Below are 22,698 nucleotides of genomic sequence, written 5' to 3'. Positions count from 1 at the left end.
CGGCTAGCCAGCGAGTGAGCGGGCAGTCAGGACGAATACGGGGACATTTCCCGGGTAGGGAGAAGCGGGGAACAGGTGCTGCCAGCATCTGACCCCGGAGAACCCAGCTTGCGCGAGCAGGTCCTGTGCTGCGGCTTCCGTCAAGCCATCATGCAGGGGTAGGCGTGCGGCAAGCTCCTCTGGATAGGTGGAACGATATTCAGGAGCCACCGACCACAACCCGTCGGACACGAGCACGAGACCGCCCGGCCGCAGAATGCGGTGGGCCTGCAGCAACCCTTCAATGGGGCGCTCGAGCGTCCAGAGGACATTGCGGAGCGTGACGATATCGGCCGACGCATCGGTAATCTCGGCCGCTTCGATCGTGGCGTCCTGAAACGCAATGCCGAGGCCGGCTTGCCGAGCCGCCGCACGGGCGACCGCCAGCATGTTCGCAGACCCGTCGCAGGCGCGGACGCGATGCCCCAGCGACGCGGCGAGGAGGGCGCAAGCGCCCGTCCCGGTCCCGAGATCGACAACGTCCTTGGGGCCATCCGCCTGGAAGGCGGCCTCAAGCACGGCCCGCCAGAGCTCGCTCTGGGCGACATGGGAGGCAGCACCATCAAATTTGGGGGCACGGGCGTTCCAGTAGTCGGTGACGCCGGCCCCAACGCTTCGCTGCATCGTCATGACTTTCCCGCCTCAAAAGGGTTCGATCAGATACTCGATATGCCTTCGGCCCGATGCGGCGCGGCGGATGGAGACCGCGACACCGAAGACATGCTGGATCAGCGCTTCGGTCATCACGGTTTCCGGCGTCCCGGCATCGACCAGCTTGCCCTCATGCAGCACGGCGATCTCGTCGCAGAAAAGCGATGCCAGGTTGAGATCATGCAAGGCCATGATGCAGGTGATACCCAGGCGCCTGATCAGGGTCAGGATCGAGAGCTGGTGCTGGATATCGAGATGGTTGGTCGGCTCGTCGAGGATAAGTTCACTCGGCATTTGCGCGAGTGCGCGCGCGATGTGGACGCGCTGGCGCTCTCCGCCCGATAGCGTATGCCAGAACTGGTCATGTCGATCGGCCATATCGACGCGTGCCAGCGCGGCCTCGACCGCGTCTTCGTCGGCCGCTGTCCAGGACGCGAGTGCGCCGCGATGCGGGGTCCGTCCGRGTCTGACGACGTCGCACACAGAGAGCTGGATTTCAGTCGTCGCCTGCTGCTCGACAAAGGCCAGGCGCCGGGCGAGGTCGTGCCGCGACAAGGTGCCGATCTCGCGGTCGTCCAGCGTCACCACGCCGCTTGCGACCTTGCGCAGGCGGCACAGCAGCCTCAACAGGCTCGACTTTCCCGAACCGTTGGGGCCGATGAGACCGAGGATCTTTCCCGGTTCGGCGTGCAGCGTCACGCCGTCCACGATCACGCGCCCTCCGGCGCTCCAACGGACGTCGCGCGCGGCCAGCGTCATGCCGGTCGCCTCGCGCGATAGAGTATGAAGGCGAAGGCCGGGGCGCCGAACAGCGCCGTCACGACGCCGATCGGCAGAATCTGCTGCGGCACCAGCGTCCGCGACAGGATGTCGGCAAGAATCATGAAGATTGCACCGATGATCAGGCATGCCGGGAGCAGCCGGGCATGGGCTGGGCCCGTCAGGAAGCGCGCGGCGTGGGGTATGACGAGACCGACGAACCCGATCGTGCCGACGATACTGACCATGGTCGCTGTCATGACGGCCGTCGTCACGAACAGCACGATGCGCACGCGGGTCACCGCCACGCCCAACGCGGCCGCGGCATCCGCGCCGAAGGCGAACGCATCGAGCGCCTTCGTATGAAAGATGCAGACAGCGAAGCCCGCGAAGGCCACTGGCGTAGCGAGCCAGACATCGGGCCAGCGCACCCCCCCGAAATTACCGAGAAGCCAGAACATCACGCCGCGGGCCTGTTCGGCACTGGCCAGCGTGGTGACGATCGTCGCGGTCGCCGCATTGAACAGCTGCGATCCGGCGACGCCTGCGAGGATCACGCGGTCGGTCGCGCCACCGGCCCCTGCGGCGAGCAAGGCAACGATGACGAGCGCAGCAATGGCGCCGAGGAAGGCACCGCCAGATATGCTGAGCGCAGCACCGCCGAAGCCCAGGATCATCACCGCGACCGCACCCGTCGAGGCTCCGGCCGAGATACCGAGGATATAGGGCTCTGCGAGCGGATTGCGCAGCAGCGCCTGCAGGATTGCCCCCGAAAGCGCGAGCGCTCCTCCGCAGAGGGCCGCCACCACAGCCCGGCTCAACCGGTAGTCGAAGATGACGCCCTGCTGGATCGCGCTCACGGGGTAGTCGAGATCGAACAACCCGTTGCCCAGGGCCCTGAAGACCGTGGCAAGCGGGATCGACATTTCGCCGATCGTCACGGCGAGCGCGATCGCGAGTATCAGCAGGACGAAGGCGAGGATCGCTACTGCGCCCCTCGCCAACCAGTTGGGCCGAACCACTCCATGGCTCACTTGGTGAGGCCGAAGCTCTTGATGCCGTTGGCCAGCGCCTCGATGCCGTCGATCGTATCAAGCCCGGCCCTGGTCGCGCCGACATCCATGATCACGATCCGCTGCTGCCGACTGGCGTCGAGCTTGCTCGCAACCGCGTCGGTCTTGAGGAAGTCGAGCTTGAGATTGATGTCATCTGCTGGGAAACGCCGGCGATCCATCTTGACCACGACGATGACGRCAGGGTTGGCGGAAGCGACGGTCTCCCAACCGACCAGCGGCCATTCCTCGTTGGTGGTGATGACGTTCCGGGCGCCGAGCTTCGACAGGATATAGGCAGGCACGCCATTCTTGCCGGCCAGGAAGGCGTCGCCCTTGATGTCCTTGCTGGAGAACCAGACCACGACGGGGACATCCTGCGGCTTGATACCGGCCACAGAAGCGACCGCCTTGTCCTCGCGGGCCTTCAATTCGGCGACCAGCGCCTCGGCGCGATCGGAGACGTCGAAGATCTGCCCGAACTCGCGAATATTGCGGTAGACGAGATCCATCGTGAACATCTGCGTGCGGACGCCGTCGCCCGGCCCGGAATTGTCCTTTCCGACGCAGTCGGTGGGCGAGACATAGGTCGGCACCTTCAGCTTCGCAAACTGGTCGCGCTTGCCGACGATGCCGTTGGGGCCGATATGCCATTCGAACATCGCAGTCACGAGGTCGGGTTCCTGGGCGACGACGGCCTCGAAACTCGGATCGTTGTCGGCAAGCCGCTTCACCTTGGCGTTGACCGCCTCATAGGGCTTCGCGACAGGGCTGAACCACACGGCTGTGCCCACGACCTTGTCGCCGAGCCCGAGCGCGTAGAGGATCTCGGTCTGCGTCTGTCCGACCGCCACGACGCGCTTTGGCGCCTGGTTGAACGTTATCGTCTCCCGGCAATTCTCCAGCGTCAGCGGATACTGCGTCGGCGCGGCCAAGGCCGCTCCGGACATCGACATGCCGATGGCTGCGACGAACGAAAGGCAAGAAAGGCGTGCGGCGCTGCGCATTGAAGTCTCCGATAGCGTCGAGCGACGGCATGCGTCGCGAGGCTCGAGGGCCTCGCACGGCCGATCCTGTAATGCAACAATATTACAATTTTGATAGACTGCTCGACGAGTCTGCGTCAAGCGCTCTGCCGCGGCTGCGACCGCGTGGTTCGGCATCATGGACATGGAATTCATCGCTCCCCGAGATGACGAGCCGGGAGCTTGAGCGGATCGGTTCGGGGGTGCGGGTCTACGACCTGCCGCCGACGCAAATCCCCCCGGACACCCCGCCCGAAAGACGCTTCTGCGATCAGGGCAGGTCTCCTGGCTCGCGGGTCAGCGCTGGCTTCGCCCGGCCTTCCCGGCGTGAGAGCGCCAGTGGACGTTGGGAGAAGAGCTCGCCGCTTACAGTTGCGGGGGCAGCCTCGGATTCGGCGCAGGGCGCCTCACCGAATTCCCTCTTAGCTTCGGGCCTGGACCCGAGGAACCTTGATCGCGGCCGACCATAGAGGGGCCCAAGGCGGCGTCAAGCCGCAGGCACCGACCACACCGCCTGCTGATGGAGCCCTGCAGCGAGACGGCTCCATCCTTCTCAGCTCACTCCCAGCTCAGAGCGCCGCCGTTCTGGTATTCGATGACGCGGGTCTCGAAGAAGTTCTTCTCCTTCTTCAGGTCCATCGCCTCGCTCATCCAGGGGAACGGGTTTTCCGTTTCCGCGAAGACCGGCGCGAGGCCGAGCTGCGCGCAACGGCGGTTGGCGATGAAATGCATGTACTGCTCGCAGAGCGCAGCATTCAGGCCGAGGAAGCCGCGCGGCATGGTGTCCCGGCCATAGGCGGCCTCGAGTTCGGCAGCGTCGCGGATCATGCCGCGCAGCTCGTCCTGGAAGGCCTTGGTCCAGAGATGCGGGTTTTCGATCTTGATCTGGTTGATCACGTCGATGCCAAAATTCAGGTGAATGCTCTCGTCGCGCAGGATGTACTGGTACTGCTCGGCGATGCCGACCATCTTGTTGCGTCGGCCGAGCGACAGGATCTGGGCGAAGCCGGTATAGAACCACATGCCCTCGAAGATCACGTAGAAGGCGACGAGGTCGCGCAGGAAGGCCTGATCGGCCTCGGGCGTGCCGGTCTCGAAATCGGGATCGTCGAGATGCTGGGTGTGCTTCAGGGCCCAGGCCGCTTTGTCGGTGATCGAAGGCACCTCGCGATACATGTTGAAGAGTTCGCCCTCGTCGAGGCCGAGACTCTCGACGATGTACTGGAAGGTGTGGGTGTGCACCGCCTCCTCGAAAGCCTGGCGCAGCAGGTACTGCCGGCATTCCGGATTGGTGAGATGACGGTAGATCGCGAGCACGATGTTGTTGGCGACGAGGCTTTCCGAGGCCGCGAAGAAGCCGAGATTGCGCTTGATCGTGCGGCGCTCGTCCTCGGTCAGCCCGTCCTTCGACTTCCACAGAGCGATATCGGCCTGCATCGAGACCTCTGTCGGCATCCAGTGATTGTTGCAGCCGGCGAGGTATTTCTCCCAGGCCCATTTGTACTTGAGCGGCAGGAGCTGGTTCACATCGGCGCGGCAGTTGATCATCCGCTTCTCGTCGACGCTGACGCGGCCGCCGGAGCGATCGATCTCGCCGAGGCCGGTGGCATCGGCAGAGGTTCCGCCGGGCRYGGCCGGATTGAGATCGAGGGCGGTGGCAGGCTTGCTGTCTGACCAGTCGAGCATGATGAATATCCAATCGGGTCTGAATGTCATGGCCGGGTCTGACCCGGCCGTCCGTATCGTTCGCTATCGGGCAGGGCCGGGCATCCATGCGCGCCGCGAAGGCGAGCGTGGATGCCGCCGCCGCCTCACTGGCAGGCTTCGCAGGTCGGATCGTCGATCGAGCAGGCGTTCGGCACGGCCATGCCATTGTCGAGCGGGATGTCGACGAGGATCGGCTTGGACGCGACGGGGACCGTTGCCGACACCGCGTTGAGCTTGCCGTCAGTGCCCTTCAGCGTCGACTTCTCGACATGGGTCGCCGAGAGCGCGCGCAGGTAATAGGTCGTCTTCAGGCCGAGCCGCCAGGCGAGGCGATAGGCCTCGTCGAGCTTCCTGCCGGAAGGCTGCGCCATGTAGAGATTGAGCGACTGGCCCTGGTCGATCCATTTCTGACGGCGTGCGGCGGCGCGGATCAGCCAGCTTGTCTCGATCTCGAAGGAGGTTGCGTAGAGCGCCTTGAGATCGTCGGGGACGCGGTCGATCTGACTGACCTTTCCGTCGTAGTATTTCAGGTCCGAGACCATGACCTCGTCCCAGAGATCGCGYGCCTTGAGATCGCGGACGAGGTCGGCATTCACGACCGTGAAGTCGCCCGACATGTTCGCCTTGACGTAGAGCTGGCTATAGGACGGCTCGATCGACTGCGAGACACCGACGATGTTGGAGATCGTTGCGGTAGGGGCGATCGCCATGCAGTTCGAGTTGCGCATGCCGGTGGTCTTCACCCGCTCGCGCAGGCTGTCCCAGTCCAGYGTCGTCGAACGATCGAGTTCGACATCGCCGTCGCGGGCCTCCGAGAGGATGTCGAGCGAGTCGATCGGCAGGATGCCCTTCGACCAGAGCGAGCCTTCGAAGCTCGGGTAGCGACCGCGCTCGGCGGCAAGATCGACCGAGGCCGAGATCGCAAACCAGCTGATCGCCTCCATCGAGGTGTCGGCGAAGGCTACGGCACCCTCGGACGCCGCGGGCAGGCGCAAGGTCTGCAGCGCATCCTGGAAGCCCATGATGCCGAGGCCGACCGGGCGGTGGCGCAGGTTCGAGCGGCGTGCCTCGGGGATCGTGTAGAAATTGATGTCGATGACGTTGTCGAGCATCCGCATCGCGGTCGCGACCGTCTTGCCGAGCCTGGCCCGGTCGAGCCCGCCCGCCGTCACATGGGCCGCGAGGTTGATCGAGCCCAGATTGCAGACGGCGACCTCGTCGGCCGAGGTGTTCAGCGTGATCTCGGTGCACAGGTTCGAGGAATGCACCACGCCGGCATGCTGCTGCGGCGAGCGCAGGTTGCAGGCATCCTTGAAGGTCATCCAGGGATGGCCGGTTTCGAACAGCATGGTCAGCATCTTGCGCCAGAGATCGAGCGCGTTGAGGCGCTTGAACACCTTGATCTCGCCGCGCTCGGCCTTGGCTTCATAGGCCTCATAGGCCGCCTTGAACGGCTTGCCGTAGAGATCGTGAAGGTCGGGCGTCTCGTCGGGCGAGAACAGCGTCCACTGGCCTCCGGCGGCGACGCGCTGCATGAACAGGTCGGGTATCCAGTTCGCCGTGTTCATATCATGGGTACGGCGGCGGTCGTCGCCGGTGTTCTTGCGCAGATCGAGGAACTCCTCGATGTCGACATGCCAGGTTTCGAGATAGGCGCAGACCGCGCCCTTGCGCTTGCCACCCTGGTTGACGGCGATCGCGGTGTCGTTGGCGACCTTGAGGAACGGCACGATGCCCTGGCTCTCGCCATTGGTGCCCTTGATATGAGCGCCAAGGCCACGCACAGGCGTCCAGTCATTGCCCAGCCCGCCGGAATATTTGGCCAGCAGGGCGTTGTCCTTCACCGCTTTGAAGATGCCGTCGAGATCGTCCGGCACCGTGGTCAGGAAGCAGGAGGAGAGCTGCGGCCTGAGGGTTCCTGCGTTGAACAGGGTCGGCGTCGAGGCCATGAAGTCGAAGGAGGAGAGCAGGTCGTAGAAGGCGATCGCCCGGGCCTCGCGGTCGATCTCGCGGATCGCCAAACACATCGCGACACGCATGAAGAAGGCCTGCGGCAGCTCGAAGCGATTGCCTCGGACATGCAGTAAATAGCGGTCATAGAGCGTCTGGAAGCCGAGATAATCGAACTGGAGGTCGCGCTCCGGCTTGAGCGCAGCCGCAAGGCGGGCGAGATCGAAGCGTCCAAGCTCGGGATCGAGCAGCTCGTTGGCGATGCCGGTCTTCACATAGGCGTGGAGATAGTCGCCGTAACGTACTGACATTTCTGCATGAGTCGCCTGTTCCGGACGACCGGAGACGAAGCTCAGCGCCTMGCGGCGGAGCTTGTCGAGCAGGAGGCGAGCCGAGACCTTGGAATAGTTCGGTTCGGTCTCGACCAGGGTGCGCGCAGCCAGGATCGGCGCCTGCGCCAGCTCATCCTGACTGATGCCGTCATAGAGGTTGCGCTGCGCTTCGCTCAGCACGGCTTCAGCCGAGACGCCGTCGAGCCCGGCGCAGGCTTCGCGAATGACCGTGGCGAGGCGAGCCCCATCGAGCGGCACGAGCGCGCCGTCGGCTGCCTTCATGCGCAGCACCGGCGCGGAGGCGACCACAGGCTTCGCTTCCGCCTTGGCGCGGGCCCGTTCCTGGGCTCGTTCCTCGCGGTAGAGCACATAGGCGCGGGCGACCTTGTGGTGTTCGCTGCGCATCAGCGCGAGTTCGACCTGATCCTGCACATCCTCGATATGGAAGGTACGGCCGGCATCGGCGCGCCGCGTCAGCCCGGCGACGATCTGCTGGGTCAACTCCGCGACGATGTCGTGGATTCGGCGCGAGGCAGCGGCGCTGCTGCCCTCGACCGCCAGAAAGGCCTTGGTCAGAGCGACGCTGATCTTGGAGGCGTCGAACGGGGTGACGCTGCCGTTGCGGCGGATCACCTGGTAGCCCGGTTCCGCGGTCGATCGCGCATCGCTGCCTTGCGACGCGATCGGGCTGAACGTCTCAGGGCGGATGGTATCGGTCGCGAGGGACATCGGCTTTCAAACCCCAATCTGTAGGGGGCAAAGGCCAGGCGGAGTCGCAACGGAGAATGTCGCAGCGACGAGCGCCCGCAGACATGACCAAGCGATCCACCGGGACACCCCGCCCGAGGACGATTCTGCTGTCGCGGCAGGTCTCCTGGCTCGCGGGTCATCGCTCTTGTCCCGTCTTCCCAAGGCCTGGCGGCCTCAGTGACTGATAGTCTGGACAAGTACTCGCCGCTGACAGTTGCGGGGGCAGCGCCGGTTTCGCACCGGCTTCCCTCTTAGCTCTCGATCTTGCGACTCGAGAGACCGTGACCACCATATCTAGTGGCTATCGCGACAGTTCTGTCAACAGATTGCCACGGCCTATTCGTTGGCCTGTGAAGAGCGGGGAGTGGTCGAACTATGCGGCGATCGGCCTCGAGGGCGTCATGGCGCAGATGCTCGCGCTGTCGCCCCACGTGCTATGGCTGCCGAACGGTGGGCCATCTGAGCCCCGACTTGGAGGCCGAATGCGCAAGATCCTGATCATCGGAATTGGTGCCGGCAATCCCGACTATGTCACGGTCCAGGCGATCAACGCCCTCAACCAGGCCGACGTCTTCTTCATTCCCGACAAGGGGACAGAAAAGGCCGCGCTCGGACGGCTGCGGAAGGACATCTGCGAGCGCTTCATCGAACGATCGGATTATCGCCTGGTTCCGGTGCCGATCCCGGAGCGTGCCCCCGCCGGAACGAATTACCGTGGCAGCGTCGACGAGTGGCATGCGCGTATTGCCCATGACTACGAGGGCCTGTTCACGGAAGAACTCGGGGACGGTGAATGCGGAGCCTTCCTCGTCTGGGGTGATCCGACGCTCTATGACAGCACGCTGCGGATCGTCGAGCATATTCGCGCCAGGGGCTTCGCTCTCGAATACGATGTGATCCCGGGCATCAGCAGCGTGCAGGCCCTTGCGGCGCGACACCGGGTCGCCCTCAACCGGATTGGCGAGCCCGTGCTGATCACCACGGGACGCAAACTGGCGGAAGGCTTTCCCAATAACCTCGATAGTGTGGTCGTCATGCTCGACGGGGACCAGGCCTTCAAGAGTGTCGCGGGTGAAGATCTCGATATCTATTGGGGCGCCTATCTCGGCACCAAGGACGAGATTCTGATCGCCGGAAAGCTCTCGGAGGTGATGGGCGATATCGAGCGCATCCGGCGCGAAGCGCGAGAGGAAATGGGCTGGATCATGGATACCTATCTGCTTCGGAGACGCGACGAGGACTGAACGGCGCAATCCGCGCATGACGACAAAAGGGTCCTTATGTCTTCGATTGGCCCCGTCGGGTGGATTGCTCCATCGTGTCACTGTCGCGGTTCGCCGGGTTGTTTGCCCGGAGCGAAGAAGGAGAGCCATTGCGCCGGACCACCCGATGGCCGATCTCAGCCGTCGAGAGCGCGGCGGATGGTATCGCGGCCGCGCTGGCTGCCGGATCAGCCCGAGTTGGTTCTGGCTCAGACGTCGATGAACCGCTTTCGCGGGGCTGGCGCCTTGCAATTCGCGAGGCCGCTTTGTAGGCGTTCACGATCGCCAGAGATCGGCACTCCGCGGGGTCTTCGTCTTTGGAATCATTCTGAAATACGGCGCCTATGACCGCCGATCTGCGCTCTTTCCGCCTGGAATGGAAAGGTCGCCAATGCGGCGGACATGGACGGGATGCACTCTCGCGACAGGCTGATATCGGATTGGACGAGGCTGCTCGCGCTGCCCGTTCTGCTCTGCCTTGGCGCCTGCTCGGTCGGCCCCGACTACGTCGCGCCGACGCAGGATCTGCCCACCCAATGGAATGGCGCCGCTTCGGCTGCGCGGCCTCCCGCTCGGTCGGAGTGGTGGCGGCAATTCAAGGATCCTGTGCTGGATGGGCTCGTGACCGAAGCGGTTGCAGGCAATCTCGATGTCGCCCAGGCGAAGGCGCGGATTCGCGAAGCGCGAGCGAGCCGGGTCCAGGCGATCGCGCCGCTGTTTCCTCAGGTCAATGGTTCAGCATCGGCAACGCGTTCGCGTTACGCCACAAGCTCCGATTCAGGGGGCGGCAACGGCATGAGCAACAGCTTGCGCGCGGGCTTCGACACCTCCTGGGAGCTCGACATCTTCGGCGGGCGCGACCGCGCCGTCGAAGCCGCGACCTATGGCGTCGATGCCGCCGACGATGATCTCGACGGAGTACTGCTGACGCTCATTGGGGATGTCGCTTCGGCTGTCATCGAGGCGCGCGGCTACCAGGCGCGCATTGTGCTTGCCAAGCGGACGGTCGAAACCCAGCGGGTGACCGAGGCACTGACGCGGGTCCGCTTCCAGGCCGGCGATGTCTCGGCGGTCGATACGGCGAGGGCGGTGGCGCAGGTCGCGAGCACCGAGGCGCAGATTCCGGCCCTTGAAACCGCGCTGTCGCAGACCCAGCACCGTATCGCGGTGCTGGTTGGCCGCCCGCCATCCGCTATGGGCTCGCGCTTGACCGGCGCTGCGAAGGTGCCGGCGACGCCCGCGCCACCGCAAGCCGGCGTCCCGGCGGACGTGCTGCGCAACCGGCCGGATGTCCGGCGGGCCGAGCGCAGTCTCGCCCAGGCAACGGCACGGATCGGCCAGGCCGAGGCGGTTCGCTACCCTTCCGTGAGCCTGACCGGCAATATCTCGACCTCGGCGCTGAAGCTCGGCGACCTCGCGAAGAACAGCGCGATCGGCTGGTCGATCGGCCCATCGCTGAGCGTGCCGATCTTCAATGGGGGCGAACTCGCGGCCGCGGTCGATGTGGCGCGCGCCCGGCGCGACCAGTCGGATGCGGCGCTTCGGCTCGCTGTGCTGAGCGCCCTGCAGGATGTCGAGGACGCACTGGTTGGATTGCGGCAGGAGCGACTGCGGCTGGCCAGCCTGTCGACGRCGGCTGCGGCTTCCGGTCAGGCGGCGCAGCTGTCCCAGGCGCTCTACCAGTCGGGCGGCGCCAGCTTCCTCGACGTGCTCGATGCGCAGCGCTCGCAGTATAGCTCCGAGGATTCGCGGATTCAGAGCCAGATCGCGCTGGCGACCCGGTTCATCGCCCTCAACAAGGCGCTTGGCGGTGGCTGGCTCCGGCCGGTCGAGGTCTCCCGCCCGCGCGTCGAGGATCCGCCGCAGGGGCCCCGCCTGCGTGCTGTCTCCCTGGAGGTCCCGAGCCCATGACGTCGCGCCGTGCCTTCATGCTGCTGCTTGTCCTGGGCATGCTGGGGGCGGGTGGCTATGCCCTGCGCTCGCAGCAGGCGCCGCAGCCGGCCGCGATACAACTGCCGACGGTCGCCGCCACGATGGGCGATGTCGAAGAGGTCGTGCTGGCCAGCGGCGCGCTGGAGCCGATCTGGCAGGTGAGCGTCGGCGCGCAGGTCTCCGGCCGGCTGATCTCGCTTAAGGTGGCCCTGGGCCAGAACGTGAGCGAGGGCGACCTGATCGCCGAGATCGATGGCGTCACCCAGCAGAATGAACTGCGCTCGGCCGAGGCCGAGCTCGCCGTGCTGCAGGCGCAGCGCGAGGAGCGCCTGGCCAGCCTCGCCTATGCCGAATCCGTGCTTGCCCGTCAGAAGCAGATGCTCGGCCAGAACGCGGTCTCCCGCGACAATTACGAATCGGCCGAGATGACGGTGCGCACGACCCGCGCCCAGATCGCGGCGCTCGACGCCCAGATCATTTCCGGCGGCGTCAAGGTCGAGACTGCCCGCGCCAAGCTCGGCTATACCCGCATCACAGCTCCGGCGGCGGGCACCGCACTGGCCATCGTGACGCAGGAAGGCCAGACGGTGAACGCGGCGCAATCCGCGCCGACCATCATCGTGCTTGGCGACGTTTCGACCATGACGGTCAAGGCCAAGATCTCGGAAGCAGACGTGCTCAGGGTCAAGGCCGGCCAAGAGGCCCTGTTCAGCGTTCTCGGCGCGCCCGATCGGCGCTTCCCTGGCAGGATCGCCTTTGTCGAACCGGCGCCTGATACGCTGAAGACGCAGAATACGAGCAGCGCCTCGGCCTCTTCGAGCACGAACGCCTCCTCGACTTCCTCGGCGATCTACTACAACGCGCTGTTCGAGGTGCCCAACTCCGACGGAAGGCTGCTGACCTCGATGACGGTCCAGGTAACGGTGGTCGTCGGGCGGATGCGGGGCGTCGTCACCGTGCCGTCCACGGCGATCAGGCGCCGGGGCGGAGAGCCCTGGCTCGATGTCGTCGGGGACGATGGCAAGCCCGCGCCGCGCAAGGTCACGGTTGGGCTAGACAACAAGATCGTCGCGGAAATCTCTTCCGGGCTGAAGGCGGGCGAGCGTGTCGTCATCGCGCACACGGGCTCCCCCGCAGCGGCCCGCCGCATGCGTGGCCCGCTCGGGTTCTGACCGCATGGGCGTGCCGCTGATCAGGCTGAGTGGGGTCCGGCGCGATTTTGGCGCAGGCGAAGCGGCGATTGCGGCGCTTGACGGGGCCGAGTTGACCATCGAGGCCGGCGAGATGGTTGCGATCGTCGGACCGTCGGGCTCGGGCAAATCCACCCTGATGAATATCATCGGCTGCCTCGACCGGCCGACCGGCGGTGTCTACGCGATTGACGGCCGCCCGACGCGCGATCTCGGGCCGGACGAGCTGGCACGGCTGCGGCGTGAATATTTCGGCTTCGTCTTTCAGCGCTATCATCTGCTGTCGGAACTGACCGCGCTCGCCAATGTCGAGGTGCCGGCGATCTACGCAGGGGTTGCCGCCGAGCCGCGGCGCAATCGGGCAGCCGCCTTGCTCGACCGGCTCGGCCTCGGGGCCCGGAAGACGCATCGCCCGGCCGAGATGTCGGGCGGCCAGCAGCAGCGGGTTTCGATCGCGCGGGCCCTGATGAACGGGGCCCGGGTCATCCTTGCAGACGAGCCGACCGGCGCACTCGACCGCAAGAGCGGCGAGGAGATGCTGACCCTGCTCGAGGAACTCGGCCGCGAGGGCCACACGATCATTCTTGTCACTCATGACATGAACGTCGCGGCCCGAGCCGACCGCATTATCGAGCTTAGCGACGGCCGGATCATCTCCGATCGGAGGACCCGCCCGACGCTCGTTTCCAAGGCGAACCCGGTGCTGGACGTGCCGCGGGGTGGCTCGTGGCGGGCCGCGTTCGGCCGGCTGCGCGAGGCCTTCGGCATGGCCCTCCTGTCGATGCGCGCCCATAAGCTGCGCTCCGCGCTGACCATGCTCGGCATCGTCATCGGCATCGCCTCTGTCGTCAGCGTGGTGGCGCTGGGGGAGGGCTCGCGCCAGCAGGTTCTCGCCAATATCGCCGGGCTCGGCACCAACACTCTCGAGATCTACCCCGGAGCCACGATCGGCGACCGCCGCTCGGGCCAGATCAAGACCCTGACAGTCGCCGATGCCCATATCCTCGCAAGTCAGCCCTATGCCGAAGGCGTCACACCGACCGTGTCGACGAATGCCACGCTGCGTTTCGGCTCCGCCGAGGCATCGGGATTGGTCATGGGCGTCGGCGAGCAGTATTTCGCGGTCACGGGCGGCGTCCTGGCCCAGGGCCGGCTCTTCGACGCGGACGACGTCCGGCGGCTCTCGCAGGATGTGGTCATCGACGAGAACACTGTCAGTGCCCTGTTCGCGCGGACCGGCCAGGACCCGATCGGCAGCGTCATCCTGATCGGCTCGGTCCCTGCCCGCGTGATCGGAGTGATGCGGCCCCAGCAGAGCGGCTTCGGCGCCAGCCTGAACCCGCAGGTCTACCTGCCTTACACCACCGTCCAGGGCCGTTTCCTCGGGGATCTTTCGCTGCGCAGCATCATCCTGCGCGTCAATGACGACACACCGATGGAGTCGGCGCAGAGCGCCGTCACCGAGTTGTTGACGCATCGCCACCGCGCCGAGGATTTCTTTATCCGGAACAATGACGCAATCCGTCAGGCGATCACCAGCAACAACGCGACCTTCGCGCTGCTGATCGCCTCGATCGCCGTGATCTCCCTGCTCGTCGGCGGTATCGGCGTGATGAATATCATGCTGGTCTCGGTGATCGAGCGCACCGGCGAGATCGGCCTGCGGATGGCCGTGGGCGCGCGCCGCGGCGACATCCTCCAGCAGTTCCTGATCGAGGCCTCTCTGGTCTGCTTCATCGGGGGCGTGCTCGGTATCGCTCTGGCGCTCTCCATCGGCTGGGGATTCGCGCTCTCCGGCTCGCCGGTTCGCTTCATCTACTCGGCCGAGGCCTTCGCGGCAGCGATTGCCTGCTCGACGCTGATCGGTGTCGGCTTCGGATTCCTGCCGGCGCGCAATGCCGCGGGTCTCGACCCGGTCGARGCCCTGGCCCGAGGCGCCTGAGGCTCTTACTGGAAGCCTGCGGCCTGCAACGCGAACAGCTCGGCGTAGCGCCCGTGCAGCGCGATGAGCTCCTCATGGCTGCCGCTTTCGAGGATGGCGCCGTTCTCCAGCACCAGGATGCGGTCGGCCATCCGGACGGTCGCGAAGCGGTGCGAGATCAGCAATGCGGTCTTCGCCTCGCTCAGATTGCGGAAGCGTTCGAAGATCTCCGCTTCAGCGCGGGCATCCAGCGCTGCGGTCGGCTCGTCGAGAACCAGGATCGCTGCGTCGCGGAAATAGGCTCTGGCAATCGCGATCTTCTGCCATTCGCCCCCCGAGAGATCGAGCCCCCGCGCAAAGACGCGGCCCAGCATCTGCTCGTAGCCCTCCGGCAGCGTCTCGATCAGCGGATGGGCGAGGCTCTTCTGCGCGGCGTCGATGACCCGCGGACGATCGCTGAGGCAGCCGACCCGCCCAATGCCGATATTCTCTGCGGCGGTCATGTGATAGCGCACGAAATCCTGGAAGATGGCGCCGATCTGGTGCTGCAGGTCGGCGATGCCGATATCGCGGATGTCGATGCCGTCGACGAGGATGCGGCCCTCGTCCGGCTCGTAGAGCCTGGTCAGCAGCTTGACGATCGTGGTCTTACCGGCCCCGTTTTCACCGACGAGAGCAAGTGTCTCGCCGACGGTAATGGAGAAACTGAGATCGCGCAGCGCCCAGGCATCCTTGCCGGGATAACGGAATCCGACCTTGTCGAAGACGATACCCTGCCGCATCGGCACCGGAAATGGTCTTGGATTCGGCGGGGCGACCATCGTCGAGCGGAGATCCATGAACGAGAAGAAATCATCGAGATACTGGGTCAGCGACGTGATCTGGGTCAGGCCGAGGATCAGCCGCTCGAACAGGCCGTTCAGCCGCAGCAACGAGCCGGCGAGAAAGGTGAGATCGCCGATGCCGAGTTCACCCTTCAGGGCGCGCCAGGCGATGACGGCATAGGCAGCGTAATAGGCCAACGAGGCGATTGCCCCAAACARACTGCCCCAGAGCGTACGCCGAGCCGCGAGATCGCGATTGCCACGATGGACCTTGTCGGCGAGTTCGGCAAAGCGGCCCGCCAGGTAGGCGCCGAGCCCGAACAGCTTCATCTCCTTGGCGGATTCGGCCGCTGAACCGACGATCTGGATGTAATCCATTTGCCGGCGCTCGGACGTGACCGAGACGTTCAGCCCATAACCCTTTGCATTGAAATGCGCTTCACCGGCGAGCGTTGGCAGGAGTGCGAGCAACAGCAGAATGATCAGCAGGGGCGCATAGGAGAACAGGCCGATGACAAACAGGATGAGCGAGACGAAATCCTGAGCCTGGCTCAGCAGGGAGGTCAGCAGCTGGTTACCCATGAAGCGCTGGGTGCGGGCCCGCTGCAGCCTGTCCTGCGCAGAGCTGGCCTCGATGTCGCGCAGATCCAGGCTCGCCACCTGCCTGATGAGCGCGACACCGAGCGCATTATCATGGCGCTCGGTCAGGACCCTTTCCACGAAGGCTCCGATGCGCGCGAGCGCATTTGCCGCCGCGACGAGCAGAAACTCGAGCAAGAGCCAGCCGGCGACCGCGCTCAGGCGCCCGCTGTCCACCCAGTCCGCCAGCGTCGGTCCAGGAGCTGGTGAGGCGGTCTGGAGGATGATCTCGTCGACGATCAGCTTGCCGATGAAGAGCACGAGCGGCGGCTGAGCGGCGCGCAACAGGCGCAAGACGATGATCGTGGCCGACAGCGCGGGATCGTCTGCCAGAACGAGTGCAGCAGCCGGGGCAGCAGGGCCAAGGTCCGGAAACGCTGGCGTAGCGCTGGCCCAGCGGAGAACGAGGCGGCGGTCATCTGACGAACTCTGATGGAGCCGCAACGATCGGACCGCAGCAGCAAGGATGGCAGCTTCGGGACATTCTAAGCCTCTGCAAGCTCGCCACGGCGCTCGTCAGAGGCTCCGGCACAAGAGTCGTCGCGTCTCGACAGGTGGATTGCGCGATGGTCTTCCAGGCCCAAGGGCGGCCGGTGCGCGATCAGGATGAAAGTCGCCAGCGGCAAGTGCTGGCGCAAGGTCGCGAGCAGATCGCGTTCGGCCGCCGGGTCGAGCGCACTGGTCGCCTCGTCGAGCACGATCCAGTCCGGCCTTTGGAGATGGATGCGGGCGAGCGCCAGCCGCTGGCGCTCGCCGCCGGACAGGCCGCGGCGCGCGTCGTTCCAGGCCGGCTCGTCGATTTCCCACAACTGGGCCATGCCGACGGCCCCTAGTGCTCGCTCATAGTCCTCGGCCCGATAGGTCTCAGGGGAGGCGGGATAGGCCAATGCTCCCCGCAGCCCGCCGAGGGGCAGGTAGGGCTGCTGCGGCAGGAAGACCATTTTGGCATCCGGCCGTTCGATTTGCCCCGTGCCATGCCGCCACAACCCGGCAAGGGCCTTCACCAGGGCACTCTTGCCATGCCCGGAGGGCGCTGAAATCCAATACGTCCCGCCTGCTTCAAGCCTGATCTCGGGGAGGGGCTCGAGAGCACGGCCGTCGGGGACGCGAAGGGCGACATCCTGCAGCAGGATCCGGTTCTCCTGTCCCGTGACGAGCGCTGGCCGCGGCGCGTCCACGTTGTCCTCGGCTGCTCCGAGGAAATAACTCAGGCGRCTGGCCGATGCCGCGAGCTCGGCAAGATCGCGATAGGAGAAGATGAACCAGGAAAGCGTGGTCACGACGTTCTGGAAGGCCGAGCCGATCTGCATCAAACCGCCGAAGGTGACGCGCCCGGCCAGGAAGGCCGGCAACGCCAGGAAGAGCGGGATGCGCAGGACCGTCTGCATATAGGGCCTGGTGAAGCAGCCGAGGATCAACTCGCGATTGGCGAGGCCGCGCCAGTTCTGGATGATCGCGCCGAAGCGCTCCGAGAGCAGGCGCCGTTCGGCCGCCTCGCCATTCGCCAGAGCGACGGCCTCGACATGCTCGCGCAGCCGCGTCAATGCGAAGCGGAAATCGGCCTCGCGGCGCTGCTGCTCGAAGGCGAGGGATTTCAACGGCTTGCCGAGCCAATGCGTCAGGCCGCTCGAGATCGCGACGTAGAGCGGCGCAGCCCAGACCATGTAGCGCGGGATCTCGATCGCGATGCCTCCAACCGTGAAGGCGAGGGCAAAGGTCGAGAGCGACCACAGGATCGCGAAGAAGGAGACCAGCGCGACGATGTTGGTGATGAGCTCGATCGCCTCTCCGGTGAGCTTGTCGACAAAGATGCGGCAGTCTTCGGCGATGCGCTGGTCCGGGTTGTCGAGGCCGTTATCCGTGCGGTCGCGCAGATGCCAATAGGCCTTGTTGGAGAGCCAGCGGTCGAGCGCGGCTTCGGTCAGCGAGCGGCGCCAGCGGATCTGCAGCATCTTGCGCAGGTAGCTGCCACTCAGGAACAGGCTCACGCTGATGGCGATCAGCCCGAAGAACACCGCGATCTGGCGCAGTGTCGCATCGACATCGAGCTTCTGCAGCGCGTTGTAGAAATCCGCCGTCCAGGCGATCAGGCGGACAGAAACCTGAACCCCGGCCAAGCCGAGCCCGAGCACGAGCGCGAAATAGACCAATCCGGCCCGCCCGCCCGGCCCGCTGATGCAGAGCCGGGTCAACAGCGTGATCTGCGAGATGATCCTGGTCACGAAGAGGCCCTGGGCGAACTGCGTCGCGGCGAGGGCGGTTCCGGCGTGTCGAGCCTGAAGATCGCGTCGCCAATGCCTTTCAGGCTTTCCTGGTCATGGCTGGCACAGTCGGTCGGCAACAGCACAGCCAGATCATCGATGCCGAGATCGCGGAGCTGATAGGGCGTGCCATGGCCGTATTCGAGATGGCCGCGCCCGATGATACCGATGACGAGCGGGTTGTCTTGTGCCTTTGCCAGATGATCGGCGATGCCGCAGGCGAAGGCGCGATCCCAGGTCTGCTGGGCTCGAATGAAGCGATCGAAGCGGTCCGGCTCCATGGCGCGTGGGCGATCTGGCCCGGCGAAACCGCTCATGATTCCGGCGAGATAGCGCCGGTACCCCTCCGTCGCGGGGGCAGGCGGCGTCACGCCATCGCGCTCTTCGATGGGAATCGCATCCCAACCGACCTGGCCGACACGCGTGACCAGCGGCCGATGGCAGTTGAGTGCGAGCATCGGCACGCGCTGCTGTCGGCAGAAATGGAAGAGCGGCAGGTAGAGCTCGGGATCGAAACCCCAGACCTGTGCCCATTCCGACCGCTCCAGGAAGGTCGCGGTGTCCATCTCGCCCTCGACCCAGGCGTCGAGCACCGGCTGGAGCCGACGTGGGAACATCTCGAAACCGACCGCCATCTGCGGCCGCAGCGTATGCAGGAACGCCGTGACATGGAGCTGCCAGCGATGGATCTCGGCGATGTCATGGCTCTCGCCGAGCAGCACGACGCGCTTCTGCGCCATCGTCCGCATCAGGTCGTACTGGGCAATGGCCTCGCCGGTCTCGGGCAAGAGCCAGGTCGCGCGCCGATGAGCCAGGGACACGGATCCGGCGGTGAGGGAGGGTTCAGCCATGGGGATTGCCGAGCGGAACGCCGTCGAAGGCCGCGGCCGGGCCGCGCAGCACGAGGCCGAACGGCTGGCCGTCGGAATCATGCGCTGCAAGCTCGACCTCCGATCCGGCGACCTGCCGCAGCCAGCTTGCGACCGCACCAGCGCGCAAGTGAAGGTGGAAGTCGCCCTGCATGATGTTGACGAAGCCCATGGCCGGCTTCGGCTCTGGCAGCGCACCTCCCCAATGCTGGGCCAGGCCCGGTTTCGTGAAATCGATCGAGATCGGCACGCCATTGCGCAGGATCGCGGCGAAGGTCGCGGCACCGAGATCATCCTCGGGCACATCAGGCGATCCGCCGCCGGCAGCGCTCTCGCGCTCGACCGGCTCCAGGGCCTCACCGGCGCCGAATGGGGCAAGCGCTTTGTCGAAGAGCTCCAACCCGTCGAGCCCGATCAGGCTGAACAACACCTCGCCGGCGGCGTCCTGGCACTCGAGCCTGGGCAGCACCCGGTCGCGCATCTTGCTGGTGCGGTCCGCGACCAGCCGGGTCACGACCGCAAGATCGAGCGTGCTGTCGTGGAACTCGCCTGCGAGGCGCGCCCTGGTCCCGTCGATCGAGACGGTGCCGACCACGCCCATGCGCTCATGCGTCGCGCCGCCGGAGYGTGCGCTCAGCATGACGCGGCCCATGGCGGGCAGGCTTGCCAGGATTTCGGCCGAGGGTTGCTTCAGCAGTTCGCGGGGATGTGTGGTGCTTGTCATAAGGGGGCTCCAAGGAAAGGATGCGACGCTCCGGGGTCTCGCTCGGAGCGTCGCGTGACCAACCGCGCTTGTCACAGCCGCGGCCCGTCAATCGGGTGGCGCTAGGTCCGCTGCGTCTCAGAACTCAACCGAGGCTGCGAGCTTGAAGGTACGGCCAGCCGTGGTCTGCAGTTCGAGCGGGTTGGTCGCGGCGACTGCGGCCGAAGCCTGAACCTTGTCGAAATTATAGACGTTCGAGAAATAGCGGCGGTCGAAGATGTTCTGCACGCCGCCGCGGACGGTGATGTACGAGGTCGGCTTCCAGTTCAGGAAGGCATCGAACACGGTGTAGCCCGCCGGCTTGAAGATGGTCGGCGCGCTGGCGCGGGTGACGCCCGCCCCGAAGGTTCCGATGACCTCGGCCTCCAGCCCATATTCGGGCATCAGGTATTTCAGTCCGGCGACAGCAGTAAACGGGGTGATCGAGTTATACGGCGTGGTCAATGCGCCAGCATCGGCTTTTTGCGTGCCGTATTGGTAGCTCAACGCGACATTGGCGAGCCAGCGCTCGTGGAATTTCCACTCGGCCGATGCCTCGATACCGGAAATCTTGACGCTCGAGAGGTTGCGATAGGTCAGATCGGTCGAACCGAGGATCGGCGCGAAGTTCTGAATGAAGTCCTTGTAATCGGCATGGAAGACGCCGACCGAGAACCAGCCATTGTCGAAGCGGCCGCGGATGCCGGCTTCGTAGGACGTGACGCTCTCGGGCTTGAGATCCGGGTTCGGGATCAGGTTCTGGGTGCCCATCGGCAGCGACGTATAGAGCTGCTGCGCGGTCGGCATCTTGAAGCCCTGGGCGTAGCGGGCATAGAGTGAATAGGTCTCGTCGAGCTTGAAGATCGTGCCGACCTGCGGGATCAGCTTATGCGAGTCGATCTCGCGCGGAGCCTTGCCCGGCACGATGACGTAGCCTGGCCCAATGCTCGGGTCGATCTTGTAATTGGCGTAACGGACGCCCGGCGTGATCGTCCAGCGACCGTTTAGCAATTCGATTTCGTCCTGCAGATAGAAATCGTAGCGCGTCGTCGTCGCGTTGGCGAAGTTGAAGCCGCCTGCAATCGTCGTGGTGGTGACGCCGGTCGACATGTTCCGGACGTCGTCGCGACGCTCATAATCGGTCTTGGTGACGTCGCCCTGGAACCCGTAGGTCAGCCTGTGGAAGCTCGAGCCGAGCGCGAAGCTCGACTTGGCCTGGATGTCGAGCTGGGAGAATTGTTCGGAATAGTCGAGGAAGCCGCGGGTGAAACGCTGCTGGTTGTTGGTCTGCGTCTGGTAGCGATTATTGGTGACCTCACGCTTCTGTGGCGAGAACGATGCCTGCCAGCGGATCGAGTCGAGGAAGCTCGTGCCGACATCCCATTGATGCTCGAAGGCGATGCGCTGGCGTGACTTCACTTCATCTCGGATATAGGGTCCGTTGCGGAGACCAGACGCCAAGACATTGTAGTCCCAGAGCTGATTTACCTTTGAGCTGTTGTCGAAATACTCTCCGGTCAGCTTGAACGTATGGTCTGTCGTCGGCGAGAAGACGATCTTGCCGAAGGCGTTCCAAACCGTGCTGTCGAGCGGGTTCAGCGTGTCGCAGCCGAGATAGCGCAGGCTCGGCACGGGGCAGCCCCAGCGGCCGCCATCGGCCCGGGCACGGCTGAGTTTGGCCTCCTCCGCCGTCTTCTGGCTCAGGCCGACAATGGCCTCGAGGGCAGGGGTGAGCCTGAAGGCCGCAATGCCGGTCTTGGTGAAGGAGCGGTCGAAACTGTCATACCCGGCATCGAGACGTACGGCATACGGCTTGTCCTTGCCTTTCAGCAGGTCCTGGGGATCGAGCGTACGATAGGCGACGATGCCGCCCAGAGCATCGGCGCCCCAGAGCACGGAGCCCGGGCCACGCACGATCTCGACGCTCTTCAGGAAGGGCATCTCGACAAAGTTGCGATTGCCATCAGTGATGCGCTCGATCACACGCGATCCATCGACCTGCATCTGGACGCGGTTGCCGCCGACCCCCCGGATCGTGAAGCCATCGAGGTTGCCGAACGGGTCGGTGCCGCTGGTGAGGCGGTTGACGCTGACGCCCGGCTGGTAGCGGACGAGGTCCTGCATGTCGCGCGTCATGCGCTCGTCGAGTTCCTGCCGTGAGATAACGTTCACGACGCCGGGAACATCGAGAACCTGCTTTTCACCGCGTGTCGCCGTGACCGTAATCTGGTCGAGCGTGAACGCCGGTGACGCACTGCCGCCATCTGCGATCGCTTGAGAGTAACAAATCGTGCTTTGAAGGATTGTAAAAAGGAAAGTGGCTGAAAAATATAGTTTTGATTTGTTCTTCATTGGAAGACCCCAGTCCATTTGCGGGTGGATGTAGTCCGCTGGTACTAGGATTCGCAATTGTAAATTTGACACAGTGTTTTCTGATGTACTTTTGTAGTGAAGTACATGCAATCTATAATAGATATAGATTCTAATTATTCTACTTTAGCAATTGCGCGGGGAACTGCTTGCCCCGCATCGCCTGCGCGCGACCAGGGTACACCCCGCCGTCGGGGGCAGCGTCAGTCGGCGCAGATAGCGACATGGAGACATAAAGATGTCTTTATATTCCCATTGACTGCGGCGAGCATTTGGACCTAGGTTGGGGTGTCGTGGTTCTCTGGGTCTGTTTGCCCGGAGCTAAGAGGGAAGCCGGTGCGTCGAGGTCGCTATTGACCTGGGCAAGGCCGGCGCTGCCCCCGCAACTGTAAGCGGTGAGCCGCTGTCCAAGATGTGTCACTG

General features: G+C 64.8%; 15 protein-coding genes and 3 riboswitches. Of the genes, 4 read left to right on the top strand and 11 right to left on the bottom strand.

The window, feature by feature from the left end; translation table 11 throughout:
- Positions 1–3 precede the first annotated feature (3 nt).
- The 6 genes from AC1DRP_RS15555 to AC1DRP_RS15530 all read right to left on the bottom strand — a co-directional run bounded on the left by AC1DRP_RS15555 (position 4) and on the right by AC1DRP_RS15530 (position 8,244).
- Entirely contained in the window at positions 4–669 is a 666-nt protein-coding gene (locus AC1DRP_RS15555; RefSeq protein WP_441507813.1) for a class I SAM-dependent methyltransferase, read from the bottom strand.
- Between the two features lie 12 nt (positions 670–681).
- The gene (locus AC1DRP_RS15550) at positions 682–1,449 is read right to left on the bottom strand and encodes an ABC transporter ATP-binding protein (RefSeq protein ID WP_476768916.1); all 768 of its coding nucleotides are present in this window, start codon (positions 1,447–1,449) and stop codon (positions 682–684) included.
- Positions 1,446–2,471 carry a FecCD family ABC transporter permease gene (locus AC1DRP_RS15545; protein WP_441507812.1) on the bottom strand — a complete coding sequence of 342 codons (1,026 nt, stop codon included), beginning with the start codon at positions 2,469–2,471 and terminating at the stop codon, positions 1,446–1,448. Before AC1DRP_RS15545 ends, AC1DRP_RS15550 begins: the two co-directional genes overlap by 4 nt.
- An 8-nt stretch (positions 2,472–2,479) precedes the next feature.
- Positions 2,480–3,508: an ABC transporter substrate-binding protein gene (locus AC1DRP_RS15540; RefSeq protein ID WP_476768918.1), complete on the bottom strand. Its 1,029-nt coding sequence runs from the start codon at positions 3,506–3,508 to the stop codon at positions 2,480–2,482.
- A gap of 276 nt (positions 3,509–3,784) precedes the next feature.
- A riboswitch (cobalamin riboswitch) is annotated at positions 3,785–3,994 on the bottom strand.
- A gap of 90 nt (positions 3,995–4,084) precedes the next feature.
- The gene (locus AC1DRP_RS15535; RefSeq protein WP_476768915.1) at positions 4,085–5,212 is read right to left on the bottom strand and encodes a ribonucleotide-diphosphate reductase subunit beta; all 1,128 of its coding nucleotides are present in this window, start codon (positions 5,210–5,212) and stop codon (positions 4,085–4,087) included.
- A 125-nt stretch (positions 5,213–5,337) separates the two neighbouring features.
- Positions 5,338–8,244 (bottom strand): ribonucleoside-diphosphate reductase subunit alpha, encoded by a 2,907-nt coding sequence (locus AC1DRP_RS15530; protein ID WP_476768914.1) that lies wholly within the window; start codon positions 8,242–8,244, stop codon positions 5,338–5,340.
- A 118-nt stretch (positions 8,245–8,362) separates the two neighbouring features.
- Positions 8,363–8,564: riboswitch (cobalamin riboswitch) on the bottom strand.
- A gap of 183 nt (positions 8,565–8,747) precedes the next feature.
- Between AC1DRP_RS15530 and cobF the strand changes: the two genes are divergently transcribed.
- From cobF to AC1DRP_RS15510, 4 genes are all read left to right on the top strand, one after another.
- The gene (cobF, locus tag AC1DRP_RS15525; RefSeq protein WP_441507809.1) at positions 8,748–9,509 is read left to right on the top strand and encodes a precorrin-6A synthase (deacetylating); all 762 of its coding nucleotides are present in this window, start codon (positions 8,748–8,750) and stop codon (positions 9,507–9,509) included.
- Between the two features lie 420 nt (positions 9,510–9,929).
- Positions 9,930–11,438: an efflux transporter outer membrane subunit gene (locus AC1DRP_RS15520; RefSeq protein WP_476768913.1), complete on the top strand. Its 1,509-nt coding sequence runs from the start codon at positions 9,930–9,932 to the stop codon at positions 11,436–11,438.
- Entirely contained in the window at positions 11,435–12,631 is a 1,197-nt protein-coding gene (locus AC1DRP_RS15515) for an efflux RND transporter periplasmic adaptor subunit (RefSeq protein WP_476768912.1), read from the top strand. Before AC1DRP_RS15520 ends, AC1DRP_RS15515 begins: the two co-directional genes overlap by 4 nt.
- A 4-nt stretch (positions 12,632–12,635) precedes the next feature.
- Positions 12,636–14,591 carry a MacB family efflux pump subunit gene (locus AC1DRP_RS15510; protein WP_441507806.1) on the top strand — a complete coding sequence of 652 codons (1,956 nt, stop codon included), beginning with the start codon at positions 12,636–12,638 and terminating at the stop codon, positions 14,589–14,591.
- A 5-nt stretch (positions 14,592–14,596) separates the two neighbouring features.
- On the opposite strand, the gene AC1DRP_RS15505 is transcribed toward AC1DRP_RS15510, so the two are convergent.
- From AC1DRP_RS15505 to AC1DRP_RS15485, 5 genes are all read right to left on the bottom strand, one after another.
- Entirely contained in the window at positions 14,597–16,327 is a 1,731-nt protein-coding gene (locus AC1DRP_RS15505) for an ABC transporter ATP-binding protein (protein WP_441507805.1), read from the bottom strand.
- Positions 16,328–16,518: 191 nt separating this feature from the next.
- Positions 16,519–18,255: an ABC transporter ATP-binding protein/permease gene (locus AC1DRP_RS15500; RefSeq protein WP_441507804.1), complete on the bottom strand. Its 1,737-nt coding sequence runs from the start codon at positions 18,253–18,255 to the stop codon at positions 16,519–16,521.
- Entirely contained in the window at positions 18,252–19,145 is an 894-nt protein-coding gene (locus AC1DRP_RS15495; RefSeq protein WP_441507803.1) for a ChaN family lipoprotein, read from the bottom strand. The genes AC1DRP_RS15500 and AC1DRP_RS15495 overlap by 4 nt, the downstream gene beginning before the upstream one ends.
- Entirely contained in the window at positions 19,138–19,887 is a 750-nt protein-coding gene (locus tag AC1DRP_RS15490) for a hypothetical protein (protein ID WP_476768911.1), read from the bottom strand. Before AC1DRP_RS15490 ends, AC1DRP_RS15495 begins: the two co-directional genes overlap by 8 nt.
- Before the next feature lie 117 nt (positions 19,888–20,004).
- Positions 20,005–22,257 carry a TonB-dependent hemoglobin/transferrin/lactoferrin family receptor gene (locus tag AC1DRP_RS15485; protein ID WP_476768910.1) on the bottom strand — a complete coding sequence of 751 codons (2,253 nt, stop codon included), beginning with the start codon at positions 22,255–22,257 and terminating at the stop codon, positions 20,005–20,007.
- A gap of 295 nt (positions 22,258–22,552) precedes the next feature.
- Positions 22,553–22,698, top strand: a riboswitch (cobalamin riboswitch). This riboswitch is flagged as partial in the annotation.

The sequence above is a fragment of the Allobosea sp. 01N443 genome, from assembly GCF_056399325.1.
The sequence above is the reverse complement of the archived record's forward strand: the minus strand, read 5'-3'. Positions and strand labels throughout refer to the sequence as shown.